The organism is Psychroflexus torquis ATCC 700755, assembly GCF_000153485.2.
Taxonomy (GTDB): domain Bacteria; phylum Bacteroidota; class Bacteroidia; order Flavobacteriales; family Flavobacteriaceae; genus Psychroflexus; species Psychroflexus torquis.
On the sequence record NC_018721.1, the window covers coordinates 877,267 to 891,584 of the forward strand.

The 14,318-nt window shown below is 36.1% G+C and carries 6 protein-coding genes and 1 tRNA gene; 5 read left to right on the forward strand and 2 right to left on the reverse strand.

All coding sequences use genetic code 11. The features are described 5' to 3' along the window. Positions 1-460 precede the first annotated feature (460 nt). The 4 genes from P700755_RS03855 (at position 461) to infB (ending at position 7,681) form a co-directional block, all read left to right on the forward strand. Positions 461-1,984, forward strand: a complete 1,524-nt coding sequence (locus tag P700755_RS03855; protein WP_015023439.1) for a T9SS type A sorting domain-containing protein — start codon at positions 461-463, stop codon at positions 1,982-1,984. Positions 1,985-3,098: 1,114 nt separating this feature from the next. Further along, complete coding sequence (rimP, locus tag P700755_RS03860) at positions 3,099-3,572, forward strand: ribosome assembly cofactor RimP (protein WP_015023440.1); 474 nt, start codon at positions 3,099-3,101, stop codon at positions 3,570-3,572. 7 nt (positions 3,573-3,579) lie between these two features. Next, positions 3,580-4,815, forward strand: a complete 1,236-nt coding sequence (gene nusA / locus P700755_RS03865; protein ID WP_015023441.1) for a transcription termination factor NusA — start codon at positions 3,580-3,582, stop codon at positions 4,813-4,815. Positions 4,816-4,870: 55 nt separating this feature from the next. Further along, positions 4,871-7,681 (forward strand): translation initiation factor IF-2, encoded by a 2,811-nt coding sequence (gene infB, locus P700755_RS03870; RefSeq protein WP_015023442.1) that lies wholly within the window; start codon positions 4,871-4,873, stop codon positions 7,679-7,681. Positions 7,682-8,106: 425 nt separating this feature from the next. On the opposite strand, the gene P700755_RS03875 is transcribed toward infB, so the two are convergent. Together P700755_RS03875 and P700755_RS03880 are read right to left on the reverse strand one after the other, a co-directional pair. Further along, positions 8,107-10,395, reverse strand: a complete 2,289-nt coding sequence (locus P700755_RS03875) for a hypothetical protein (protein ID WP_015023443.1) — start codon at positions 10,393-10,395, stop codon at positions 8,107-8,109. A 310-nt stretch (positions 10,396-10,705) separates the two neighbouring features. Beyond that, positions 10,706-10,778 (reverse strand) — tRNA-Gln (locus tag P700755_RS03880). Between the two features lie 181 nt (positions 10,779-10,959). Between P700755_RS03880 and P700755_RS03885 the strand changes: the two genes are divergently transcribed. Next, positions 10,960-14,283, forward strand: a complete 3,324-nt coding sequence (locus P700755_RS03885; RefSeq protein ID WP_015023444.1) for a glycosyltransferase family 117 protein — start codon at positions 10,960-10,962, stop codon at positions 14,281-14,283. Positions 14,284-14,318: the final 35 nt, after the last annotated feature.

Genomic DNA, 14,318 nt, shown 5'->3' on the forward strand with positions numbered 1-14,318 from the left:
CGAACTCAAGCATAAAATCCCGCGAATTTCCCCGGGATTTGTTCTTTCGTCATGACAAAAACTTGCCGAACAAGTTTATTAATGCTATACTAAATTTGACTTTTTACTATATTTATAGTTAAAAACTTTTGTTATGGGAAAATTAAGCCAGGCTGCCGGAGTATTAATTATCATTTCTATGGGAAGTTTCGATGCCAAAGGTGCTGAAAACATAATAAGGTAACCGCAAAAACTGAATCAAAGCTCACTCAACCCTTTATTGCTTCACTCGTTCCTCGTTCGCAATGATGTTTGTGAGTTGTTCCACACCCGCAACGATCTTTGACGGGCATTTCGCTAGAAGAATAAGTCTAAAAAAAAAGTTGAAAATATTTTCTATATTTATCCATAAAAAAAAGTTGACAAAAACAAATTTTACTTGTACAAATTAAGTTGCAAAATAATATAAACATCTTCACCCATGAAAAACAATCCATCATTTACGCCGGAGCACACAGACCCAAGCAGCGAAAAATCTGGCGGACATTCCTTGGGAGAACGCACCGGAAAAACCCTGCGGAAATATGGACTCAATATCATGCTAATAATCGGTGGAACCGCGGCTATGAAAGCCCAAACTGATCCCACTCGTGCCCAAAACGAACTCCAAGTAACAGAAATAAATGCTATCGGTGGTGCAAATTTTGATGCCCAGGGAGAAAGTGTCATAGAGCCATTACTCTACCGCCACGCTCGAGAAATGCAAAACGCATACGGTGTCCATATTGACCTGGTCAACATCATCGTCCGGGTTCGCTATATCTCATCAAATCTCATCAGTACTGGTAGTAGCTTAGGTGATCTAGCACAACTCAGAGGTTGGCGACAAAACTCGACCAACCAAGCCACTCACCCGGAGATCACTGACCCGCGAGATTTGACGTCGTCTTTTTATACCGGAAATGCCTATACTGGAGCCGCTCAATCCGGACCAGGCGACGATGGATTTCGATACCAAACAATTGCCGCTCCAACTCTGACCTGGCTTTTAGCACATGAAGCAGCTCATGGGCTTGACGGACTAAATGGTAGTCATACCGAAGCAAAAACTAATATAACCTTTACTGCAACTAATATCGCCACCAACGCGCAATCTAATTTAGATAGTGGTTATACCGTTGGTAACGTAGCCTCAACCCCTGGCATACTGCTACAATACTACACGGTCAGTAATGCCAACAACACCGGAAATCCTATCCATGGTGGTGATGGGAATACCCGACACGTCGGAGAATATTTTGGTGAAGACCATGAAATCTCAACCCCTTATACTGAGCTCGATAATGGCAATAGTGATAATGTCGCCGATGGGATTGCTGCGTATTATAATGGGACTGGTCCGGGACAGTCGGTGGAGACCGAACCCGTAATCTATGATACCGCCCCTACGGCAAATGTCGCGGGAAATAGTATTGATATTACCAATGAAGACCAGCTCGAAACAGGATACGCTAACACCACAAATGCGAGTTTTGGAGACCAATTATCCACCCCAGGAGTTACTATGCAGTATCTCTATCTCGCAACCGATGCAACCGACGGTTCACCGATTGCGGGTCCCACTGGACTTGATGAAACGTTTGATAATCTTGCTCCAGGCGATTACAAAATCGCTTCATATGACGCAACATCAAACAGTCTGAGTCCTTTTAGTGATACTTTTACTATTACAACCCTCAGCATCGACAATAACCAAGAAATCGAGGGATTCAAAATGTATCCAAACCCAGCAACAACAGAAGTAACCCTAAGTATAACAAAAGGGCAAACTATTAAAACTATCGAAATATTTAGCAGCAATGGACGACTTATAAGCCAAGTGTCTCCCCTGAGTCTCAATGAAAAAGAAACCATTGATATAAGCAATCTGGCTTCTGGAATGTATATCGTCATAGCTACTAACCAAGACGGACGCACATCAACAGAGAAACTCCTCAAAAAATAAGAAGAAGCAACATATCAATCAAGAACCAACGAGTTCGAACATAGAGACCACACAAAAAGACCACGTTCGAACTCAAGCAAAAAATACCGCGAATTTCCTCAGGATTTAATCATCTGTCATGACAAAAACTTGCCGAACAAATTTATTAATGCTACACTTAGTTTGACTTTTGTTGTATTTATACTTTAAAAACCTTTTGTTATGGGAAAATTAAGCCAGGCTGCCGGAGTATTAATTATCATTTCTATGGGAGTTGTCGATGCCAAAGGTGTTGAAAGTGCTGAAAACATAATAAGGTAACCGCAAAAACTGAATCAAAGCTCGCGAAATAATAACTGACACAAGAATATGAGAAGACCTAACCACGTTCTTTGTATTATACCAAATTAGACCTATAATGACGCAATAAATCGTTTTACCGATATGAATTCGGCACAGGCTTTTTTCGCCTGCTTTTCATCAAAAATAATTACCGTAGCTAAGGCTATGCTAGTTATTTTTGATTTCAATCAATCAAAAAACCTGTGCTGAGCTAAGTCGTAATATAATTCAATTTATTCATACGGCATTATAAATATAATTTGGTATTAGACCTTATAAAAACCTCGTGTAAACTTTATGAACCCTTAGATCCCATAACGATAAATTCGCAATCGTATTTTTTGTAAATTGCCATAATACCATCGAAAGTTTAGTAAAACTATACCGTCTTGTAAACCTCAATCCCTTATAAATGATCCTTCATCTTATGAAAGGTTTCTGTAAACCTCTTGTATGCTAACTTCATAAAAACAACTATTGTGGTAAATCACCCCCCTACTTCTTCATTTATAGGATCGATAAATCCTAAGAAAGAAATCCAGCAAATGGGATAAAAAAATCTAAATATCATATTTTTTTGCGAGTTATGCAGCGACTTTCAAGACATTTTCACCTTGAAGAGAAAAGTCTGTGGGGACTAGGATTCTTTTCTTAAGTTGAGAATTTATGCTTTTAATTATTTAGTTTAAATTATAAAAAAATCCTCTCTTTTATAACTGATAAATTATTATTACATTTGCAAAGTTTTGAATATGGAGGGGACAAATTAGTCCCCTCTTTTTATAAGTAAATAATGGCTTTAGATAAAGAGCAAATTTTAACCTTGGTTAAGCAAGGATTGGAGGAAGACGAGGCTCTATTTTTAATTGATTTACAAATTTCTGATAAGAATAATATTAACGTGATCATAGATGGTGATAGAGATTTATCTATAACAGATTGTGTCAATATGAGTAGGGCTATAGAACATAACCTCGATAGAGAGATAGAGGATTTCTCATTAGAAGTCGCCTCTTGTGGAGCGACTGAACCCCTTAAATTCCCAAGACAGTTCAAGAAAAATATCGGGAGAAAACTAGCAGTCGAAAGCCAAAATGAATCTATAGAAGCAACACTTACGGCAGCATCTGACGAAGATATTGAATTAAAATGGACTGCTAAAGAGCCAAAACCGATTGGAAAAGGCAAACACAAAGTAGAAAAAGAAGCAAAAATAGCTTACGAAGACATCGACAAAGCTCAAGTTATAATAAATTTTAACAAATAAAGATATTATGGAGAATATCGATTTGATCAACTCATTTTCTGAATTTAAAGACGACAAATTAATTGATCGAGTAACCTTGATGGCCATTCTTGAAGATGTATTTAGAAATGCATTGAAGAAAAAATTTGGACAAGATGATAATTTTGATATTATTATTAACCCAGACAAGGGGGATTTAGAAATTTGGAGAAATAGAAATGTAGTAAACGATGGAGAAGTAGAGGACGAAAACAAAGAAATTTCATTGAAGGATGCTAGAAAAATAGAACCTGATTTTGAAGTAGGTGAAGATGTTTCTGAAGAAGTAAAGTTGTATCAACTAGGTCGAAGAGCGATACTGGCCTTAAGACAAAACTTAATTTCTAAAATTCATGAGCATGATAGCACTAATACCTTTAAATATTTCCAAGATTTAATTGGAGAAATTTATACAGCAGAAGTTCATCATGTAAGACACAATGTTGTGATTTTACTGGATGATGATGGAAATGAGTTAATCATTCCAAAGGAACATCAAATCCCTTCTGATTTCTACAGAAAAGGAGATAGTATAAGAGGTGTTATCGAAAAGGTTGAACTTAAAGGAAACAAACCTATAATTATCCTATCTAGAACGACTCCAAAGTTTCTTGAAAAGTTATTTGAACAAGAAATTCCTGAAGTATTTGATGGGCTTATCACTGTTAAAAATGCAGTAAGAATTCCTGGAGAAAAAGCGAAAGTTGCAGTAGACACTTACGATGACAGGATAGACCCTGTAGGAGCATGTGTAGGTATGAAAGGCTCTCGTATACATGGTATAGTTCGAGAATTGGGAAATGAAAATATTGATGTAATTAATTACACCAACAATCCACAACTCTACATTCAAAGAGCCTTAAGCCCAGCGAAGATTGTGAATATCAAGCTGAATGAAGAAAAAAAATATGCAGAAGTTACTTTGAAACCTGAAGAGGTTTCAAAAGCAATTGGACGAGGTGGACATAATATAAGACTCGCTGGACTATTAACAGGATATAACATAGAAGTCTTCAGAGATGGTATCGAAGAAGAAGATGTGGAATTAACAGAGTTTACAGACGAAATAGAAGACTGGGTTATTAAAGAATTCGGTAGAATAGGTTTAGATACTGCAAAAAGTATCTTAGAATTAGACGTAAGTGATCTCGTAAGAAGAACGGATTTGGAAGAAGAAACCGTTTTGAACGTGGTCAAAATTTTAAAACAAGAGTTTGAAGAATAGATTATTTAAACTCATCTTTGCAACATTATAAAAGAGGTAATATTAGAGGCAATTTATGGCTGAATCAAAACAAACAAGATTAAACAAAGTACTAAGAGAGTTTAATATATCACTGGATAGAGCGGTGGAATATCTGGGCGATCAAGGTTATGAAATTGAGGCAAGACCTACAACCAAAATTTCTTCGGAAGTTTATGAAGTATTATCAGACAAATTCGAAACTGATAAAAGTAAAAAGGTAGCTTCAGAAGAAGTAAGCGAGGAGCGAAAAAAGGAGAAGGAAGAGTTGCGTCTCGCAAGAGAACACGAACTTGAGAAGAAGAAAGTAGACGAAGCTAGGAAAGAGCAACAAGCTACAGACAACAAGAAAAAAGCCGCTGCCGCTAAAGCTGAGGAGGAAACAAAGGCTAAAGCTGAAGAAGACTCCAAGAAAGCAGCAAAAGAGAAAGAAGAAACTATCAGGTCTAAGTCCAAAATTACAGGCTTAAAACAAGTCGGTAAAATTGAACTTACAGATACTAGAAAAGGGAAACCTAAAAGCAAAAAAGCGTCTGATAAGCCTGAAAAGTCTACTCCACATGCTAAACCAACTTCTACTAAGCCAACTTCTGCTAAACCAGCATCTGAAAAGCCAGCAAAGGAAGCCGAACAAAAACCTCTAGTTAAGAAAGAAGATGAAAAAGAAAAAGAAGTTGAGGACCCTCTACACAAGACTCAATACACAAAGCTTTCTGGACCTAACTTTACCGGTGAAAAAATTGATTTAAATCAATTTAAGAAAACTCCAACCAAGAAAGAAAAGGAAAAAGAGAAAGAAAAAGAAGCAGCTTCCAAAAGAAGAAAGCGTAAGCGTATATCAAAAACTAACACAGCAACCCCTGGAGCTAGTAAACCCAACTTCAAAAAAGGCGCAAAACCAGCTCCTAGGAGAAATGTAAAAGCAGCTCCAAAAGAAGATCCTACTCCAGAACAAGTCCAAAAGCAAGTTAGAGAAACCTTAGAAAAACTTCAAGGTAGATCTGCTGGCAAGAAAGGAGCAAAATATAGACGAGACAAAAGAGATCAACATAAACAACGTTCTCAAGAAGATCTCGATCAACAAGAAAAAGAAAGTAAAGTCCTTAAGGTAACTGAGTTCGTTAGTGTCAACGAGATAGCAACGATGATGGATGTGCCTGTGACCAAAATTATTTCTGCTTGCATGTCTTTAGGCATGATGGTGACTATGAACCAAAGACTTGATGCTGAAACCTTAAGTGTTGTCGCTGAAGAATTTGGTTATGATGTGGAATTTGTAAGTGCAGAAGTTGAAGACCACAAAGAAGTAGTTACCGAGAACCCTGAAGATTTAAAACCTAGAGCTCCGATCGTTACCGTTATGGGTCACGTAGATCACGGTAAAACTTCTTTACTGGATTATATTCGTAAAGAAAACGTAATTGCTGGTGAGTCGGGTGGAATTACTCAGCATATTGGCGCCTATAGTGTTAAGATAGAGACTGGAGAAACTATTTCTTTCTTAGATACTCCTGGTCACGAAGCCTTTACCGCTATGAGAGCTAGAGGTGCACAAGTCACAGATATCGCAATTATTGTAATTGCTGCAGATGACAATGTGATGCCTCAAACCAAAGAAGCTATATCTCATGCACAAGCTGCAGGAGTTCCGATTGTTTTTGCAATTAATAAAGTAGATTTACCTACAGCTAACGTAGAAAAGATAAAACAATCACTAGCTAGTATGAACTTGTTAGTAGAAGATTGGGGAGGTAAAGTTCAGTCCCAAGAAATTTCAGCTAAGGATGGTACAGGTATTCCTGAGTTACTTGAAAAAGTTCTTCTTGAAGCTGAATTACTTGACTTAAAAGCAAATCCAAATCGCCTTGCAAAAGGAAGCGTCGTGGAAGCTTTTCTGGATAAAGGTAGAGGTTACGTATCTACTATCTTGGTTCAGGCAGGTACTCTTAAAATTGGAGATTATGTCTTGGCCGGAACAACAAGTGGTAAAATAAAGGCCATGCAAGATGAGCGTGGTAATAAAGTAAAAGAAGTTGGCCCTTCTACTCCTATTTCTATTCTTGGGCTAGATGGGGCTCCACAAGCTGGTGATTCCTTCCAAGTCATGGAAGATGAAAGAGAAGCAAAAGAAATAGCCTCGAAAAGAAATCAACTTCAAAGAGAGCAAAGTGTTAGAACACAGAAACACATTACTTTAGATGAAATTGGAAGACGAATTGCTCTTGGAGACTTTAAAGAATTGAACATTATCCTGAAAGCGGATGTGGATGGTTCCGTAGAAGCCTTAACAGACAGTTTACAGAAACTCTCAACAGAGGAAATTCAAGTCAATATTATACATAGAGGAGTTGGAGCCATTACTGAAAGTGATGTCTTGCTAGCCTCAGCTTCTGAAGCTGTTATCATTGGATTTAATGTAAGGCCTGCTGGAAATGCTAGGACACTTGCTGATAATGAAGAAATCGATATCAGAATGTATTCTATCATCTACGATGCTATCAACGACATTAAAGATGCGATGGAAGGTATGCTTTCTCCAGAACTTAAAGAAGAAATTACAGGTACTTCAGAGATTAGAGAAACTTTCAAAATCTCTAAAATTGGAACTATTGCAGGATGTATGGTAATTTCTGGAAAAATTTATAGAAGCTCCGGTATTCGATTGATACGTGAAGGCATTGTAATCCACACAGGAACACTGACTTCTTTAAAACGATTTAAAGATGATGCTAAGGAAGTCTCTAAAGGCTATGATTGTGGTATGCAATTGAAAAACTACAATGACATCCAAGAGGGGGATATTCTAGAAGCTTACCGAGAAGTAGAAGTTAAGAAGAAATTGAAATAATTTCTGAATAAACTTTCAACTAAGAAAAGCTCCGTAATGTATTTTACGGAGCTTTTTTAGTTTGAAAAAAATACCTAATAGTAGGTATTGTCAACACTCTTATTTAAAACTAGTTTTACGCTATTGCATTAAAAGATATTATCTATTATGCACATCCTAAAGTTTAAGGAATTAAACATCCTATAAAAGCTAATCTAACCCATCAGCTTTTTTTATGTTCAAACTTTAGGGTCTTTCTCATATAACATAAATATTATCTACCAATTACAAAAAAAAATATTAAACTGTATTATCTAGGTTACTTTTCATCGACATGACAACCCCATAACCAATGACTTATGTGTCCGTTTTCAATGAATTTCAGTTTTAGATTACGATTACTTTTTATAAAAGTTCCAAATTCAGTTCAATAGATGTTGTGGTATCTATTGACTAATTTTAAAATCTTTTAAAATTAGAATCCCACTTCTACTGAAACCTTCAAATTGGAGATGGTAATATTTAAAAATTTCACTTTTTGGAATTTTAAAGTAAACCTCGCCAAAATCATTAGTTTTTAAAACTGGCTTCCAGTCAATTTCAACAGGAATTAGATCTTGTTCTAAATTTATTTGTTTTGGGGGTGAATATGGTTTTGGCTTTTGATAAGCCTCTTTGATAACCTGTTTTTGATACAGCCTTACCAAATTCCTTTTGTAATCCTCTGTAGTAAAAACTTGATAAACCCTACTACCTCCAAGAGGTTGAACCATAATACTCTCAACATCTCTCATATTTAAATTTACATGCAGTAGATCAAAATTTGCTTTTACTTCTCCGTCAATATATAATTCAGATTCTTTCCCCGCTCTTATTAAATAATATTCTCCGTTTTTGTTTCTTCTTAACTCCACATTTTCCTTAAAGGCTAAAAAAGATAAGACATCGTCTTTATAAAAAGGATAAAACTCAAGTAATTCTAACTCAAAATATTTTCCAATGTCCCAAACAATAGAACTATATTTTTTTAGAAGCATTTCTCTCCTTTCCTTACGTTCACTTTTTGCTTTACCTAAGAGTAAGACCTCATCAAGAACAGTGGTATTATTTTGAAACGCACTATAGTCTAGATCGCCAATCTTGTCTTGCTCCCGAGTAGTAGTAGTTTTTAAACTTTTAAGGACTGGAGGACTACTTTTTTCTTCCAAAACATCTATCACCAAATTATCAGGCCTCATTAAGCTAGCTCCAAGATCTAAAAAGGCAAGTTTTAAGGTATCTGAGTTATAGACCAAAAGGCTGTCAAACTGGAATTCCCTTTTGTGCTTAAGCACAATTTTATCTATTAGAAGATCATAATTTGTTAATAATGCTAAAGTGTGGGTCTTTAGTTCGCCTTCAATTCTACCTTTTAACTTTATGCCAACCTCCCACTCATAAGAAATTGTGTCCTTAAACTTTTTAAAATCTCCTATTGAGTCTATTGAAGTTCCTTGCATAAGTAATACTAAGTCTAAATAATATTTACAATTTGGACTCTCTATGTCTTCAACACAGTTTATCAATTCTACATTTTCTTTCAACAGAGGAGTAAATAAGAGAGCTCCAGAGATACTTTTATCCGCATAAGATAAAGAGTGATTGGAAGCTAAAACTGATAAACTAACATTTGCTTTTAAAGGTTGATTTTGATTTGTGAGTTTTACCCTAAAAGCAATTGAATCTTGATCGGCAGATGCCACTTTTTGTAGATCAATTTTGGGTATAGAATTACTTTTATGAACATAAATTTTTCTTTGGCTTACGGGCTGTCCATTTTTATACAAAACCAGTTTATTAATACCATGTTTAAACTGATGTGTATAGAGTTCAGCTATAGCTTGGGTAGTATCCTGTAGTTTAAATTGGAGATGACCAATACCATTTCGCAGCTCATAATCATTGCCTTTTTTTTCCTTTAAAGTTGCAGAATTAGTCTTAAGATGCACCTTAATTAAACTGTCATTTGTATTTTCTACAATCATCAATAGCCCTGTTTTCTTAGCCTTAGGCAGTTCTATTTCTAGAATTGTCTCTTTTACTTTTACTACGGCTATATAAGTTTCATTCTGTTGATAGTAAAAGCTAGATTTTGCTAGGCCAGCATGAGAAGTATCAAAACTGGCTATTTCATCTTTTTTTGAATTTAAAATCTTAGCTTGATAGTTAATTCCTTTCCCATTGTCTTGAAGCTGAAGCGCCACTGTGGTTTGAGCATTTTCTAAGAAAAACCCTCCTTCAATTGCAATTTTAGTAAAATACCTGGAGCTAGAGGTTGATAGAATTTCTTGAGCATCTGCTACTATTTTTATTTTTTTCTCAAAAATATAGCCGTTGTCAAAGTTTCGCATAAAATTGGTATATCCTTGGATATAGTACTCGCCTGGGGGAAGAAGTTCAAATTCAATTTGACCATAACCTACTCCATTTTTTATGTGAATTCTTTGAGTTGCTATTAAGTCCTGCCTTTGGTTGAGAAGATTCACATAAAGCAAAGTAGTAGAGAAAGAGGGAGCATTATTTTGATTTGTAACATAAGCTTTAAACCAAAGGGTATCAGTAAGTGAGAACACTGGTTTGTTCAAATGTATAAACACTTTTTCTTCAATACCTTCAGACACCGGAATGCTATGATGATATTGACTAGAAGCAGTGACTGAATAAAGAAAGAAAAGTAAACCAATATACTTTATCAAATCAAAGTTTTTATTTAAATATAAATAAAAACTTTATGATAGACCGTTTAAAATAGACATCAAATACAATACAGCGACATGCATTAAAGCCTTTAACTATTTATTTTACTCTTTAGAAAACAAATTAATATTAAAGCTGATTTTACTTAAGAAAAAGGTGTCTATTGAGCTGGTTGCCTGCCTAGACCTAAAAATTCGTAATGGCAGGTAGGGCTTTCGTCTAGAACTACAGCATAAACACCTAGCATAGATACTTACTTCGCAAAAACAAAAAAACCGATTTCAATAAAGAAATCGGTTTAAAAACTTGTTGGCCTACTAGGTTTCGAACCTAGACTCTTCTGGACCAAAACCAGATGTGTTGCCAGTTACACTATAGGCCAATATTCTATTGGAGTGCAAATATAAAACTAACTTTTGTATGGGCAAAAGTATTTCAAAATTTATTCAAAAAAATATTTGCAGGTCATTTCATCAAGATGGTTGGTTTCTAAGTAATAATAATCAAATCATACGTTTATAAGATTTCATAATTGTTTATTTTCGCTCAAAATATTTATATCCATGACTAAATCTGCCTTTTCATTTTGGAATAAACTTTTAGGCTGGTTTGCCTTTCTTGTTGCTCTTGTGACTTATATCCTAACCGTAGAGCCAACAGCAAGCTTTTGGGATGCTGGTGAATATATAGCGACCTCTGCCAAGCTTCAAGTTGGTCACCCACCAGGAGCTCCATTTTATCAAATTTTTGGAGCCTTCTTTTCCATGTTTGCTTCAGATGAAAGTCAGATTGCCTACATGGTAAATCTCATGTCTGGGGTTGCGAGTGCTTTTGCCATTTTATTTATGTTTTGGTCAATCACTTTATTATTAAAAAAACTCACTAAAACGATAGACGCCAAAGGAACCTCTTCAGATCTTGCTATTTTGGCAAGTAGTCTGGTTGGAGCATTAACCTTTGCGTTTTCAGATAGTTTTTGGTTTAGCGCTGTTGAAGCAGAAGTCTACGCTATGGCAGCCTGTATTATGGCAGCTATGTTTTATACAGGCTTGTTATGGGAAAGAGATATGCATAAGCCTAGAGGAAATCGTTGGCTGATTTTAATCTGTCTCATAGTGGGACTTTCCTTTGGAGTTCATTTTATGGCCTTGTTAACCATTCCAGCAATAGGCTTTCTATACTATTTCAAAAATTTCAAAAAAATCACCATCAAGAACTTTGTAATTGCCAACTTCGTCGTCGTTGGGATCTTATTGTTTATTTTTAAACTCCTCCTGCCCTACTCCTTGACGTTTTTCGCAAAAATGGAAGTCTTTTTTGTAAACAGTATAGGCTTACCCTTCAATTCAGGAACTGTTATAGCTGGTTTACTCGTTATTGCTGCATTTTATTTCGGACTCAAATATACAAGGCTCAAAAATTATATTCACATCAATACGGTTTTACTCTGTATCCTATTTGTATTTATAGGCTTTTCAAGTTGGATTATGTTACCCATACGGGCTAACGCTGGAACTGTAATTAATGAAAATAACCCTAGTAGTGCTCAACAACTCCTCGCTTATTATAACAGAGATCAGTATGGTGAAACTCATCTGTTTTACGGCCCTCAGTTTACCGAATTATTTGCTGGTTTGGACCCTGATAACCCTTATGTAGATGATAATGCAATTTATGAGAAAGATGAAGAGAAGCAGGAGTATGTGATTGTCAATGATTATAAAAATGCTAGACAAAATTCTGATGCCTCACATAAAACCTTTCTCCCAAGGATGTGGAGTACACAACATGCAGCCAATTATATGATGTTTACTGGACCTCTAGAGTTTTCTATAAAACCAGAATACAGAGGAGAACAAGAATTAGGCTCAATTATTGAAACTTTTAGAGACGATTATAGAAAAGGAGAGGTCTCTTCTGATGGTTACATCAGCTTTTTAAAACGCTTTAACCAATACCTAGATATTGAAAAGCCTTCCACTGCCTCAAATCTCAGCTATTTGTTTGAGTTCCAGATGGGCTATATGTATTGGAGGTATTTTATGTGGAATTTTGCGGGTAGACAGAACGATGAACAAGGAAAATACACAAATTTTGATGGTAATTGGTTGAGCGGTATCGACTTTATTGACGAAAATCGACTGGGAAGTCAACAGAATTTACCTTCAGACCTTTCTGAGAATAAAGCAAGAAACACCTACTATTTCCTCCCTCTTATCTTGGGCTTAATCGGTTTATTTTTTCACGCGTCCAAAGATGTAAAGCGCTTTTGGGTGCTGACAGTCTTTTTCTTATTTACAGGAATCGCTTTAAAAATATACCTCAACGAGAGATCTTTTGAACCCAGAGAACGAGATTATGCTCTGGTAGGATCGTTTTATGTGTTTGCCATTTGGATTGGATTAGGCGTTTATGCTCTATTCCATTACTTAAAAGCTTATGTTACGCCCAAACTAGTGGCACCAGCTGTAGGCCTACTTTGCCTAATCTGTGTCCCCGCCCTTATGGCCTCAGAAAATTGGGACGACCACGATCGCTCTGGAAAATACACGACTCTCGCCATGGCCAAGAAATATCTAGAGGGCTTAGATCAAAATGCCATTTTATTCACCATAGGAGATAACGATACTTTCGCCTTGTGGTATGCCCAAGAAATCGAAGGCTACAGAACCGATGTGAGAACCATCAATACGAGCCTTTTTGCTACAGATTGGTACATAGACCAAATGAGAAGAAAAGCTTACGACAGTGAGCCTATTAAAACGACGTTAAAACACGAAGATTATAAGTATGGGACCAATGATGCCATTTGGTTTCAAAAAGATCCCAGATTAGGAGATTCCCTCAACATCAAGCAATTTATTCAGTATATAGAGAGCGATAACGAAACGACCAGAGCAGAACTCCAAAGTGGGCAAGTCATCAACACCTTTCCTACTAAAAACATAAGAGTCCCTGTGGATAAAGAAAAAGTCCTTAAAAATGGAATCGTAGAGCAAAAGAATGCTGACTTAATTGAACCTTATGTCGAAATTAATTTGGAAGATAACCTTATCTATAAACCAAATTTAATGATGCTTGACCTCCTAGCGAATAATGATTGGGATCGCCCTATCTATTTCACTGGAGGGAGTTTTAGAGACGAAGATTATTTATGGATGAAGGATTACCTTCAACTAGAAGGGGTTACCTATAAACTTGTCCCTATCAAAACTCCTGTGGATGAGAGAAATCCGTTTGATATGGGACGGATCGATGCCGATAAAATGTATGATATTGTTATGGATTGGGATTGGGGGAATAGTGGAAGTGATGATATCTACCACGACACAGAAACCAGAAAAAATGCCATAACCTATAGAAGTAATCTTGCTCGATTGGTTGAAAAATTGATTAAAGAAGATAAACTAGAAAAAGCAGAAAACGTTCTAGATTTAGGCATGGAAAACATTCCTGTAAAACATTTCCAATACTATCAACTTCTAGAACCCTTTATAAATGGGTATTATGAAGTAAATAAGCCTGAAAAAGCAAGGGAAGTCTGGGAAGCTGTCGCTAATAATTATAAGGAATGGCTGACTTACTATGCAGGTCTGGACTATGAAAACCAAATAGAGAATGCAGATAGGATCTTTGGTGAAATTGAAAAGTATAGAAGCCTTGTGGATATTTTAATAATTCAACAAGACGAAGAATTGGTTAAAGATAAAGCTGCAGAGTTCAATTCTTACCTAGAAAAGTTTAGTCATTTCTACGAAGATTCTCCTGAAGATAATGTGAACGAAAAACTGCTTCAAGAATTGGAAGAGGACGAGAGCAATCAGATTGAAAAGGATAGTGCTAGCGATGACTTAGTGTCTCCAGATCAATTACCCACTAATCCATAAAGGTATTGAGGTCTAGCACTTTTCTTCAGCGACTA

Coding starts and splice junctions, on each gene's coding strand:
- infB (WP_015023442.1), top strand. CDS start 4,871: ATGGCTGAATCAAAACAAACAAGATTAAACAAAGTACTAAGAGAGTTT.
- rimP (WP_015023440.1), top strand. CDS start 3,099: ATGGCTTTAGATAAAGAGCAAATTTTAACCTTGGTTAAGCAAGGATTG.
- P700755_RS03885 (WP_015023444.1), top strand. CDS start 10,960: ATGACTAAATCTGCCTTTTCATTTTGGAATAAACTTTTAGGCTGGTTT.
- P700755_RS03855 (WP_015023439.1), top strand. CDS start 461: ATGAAAAACAATCCATCATTTACGCCGGAGCACACAGACCCAAGCAGC.
- nusA (WP_015023441.1), top strand. CDS start 3,580: ATGGAGAATATCGATTTGATCAACTCATTTTCTGAATTTAAAGACGAC.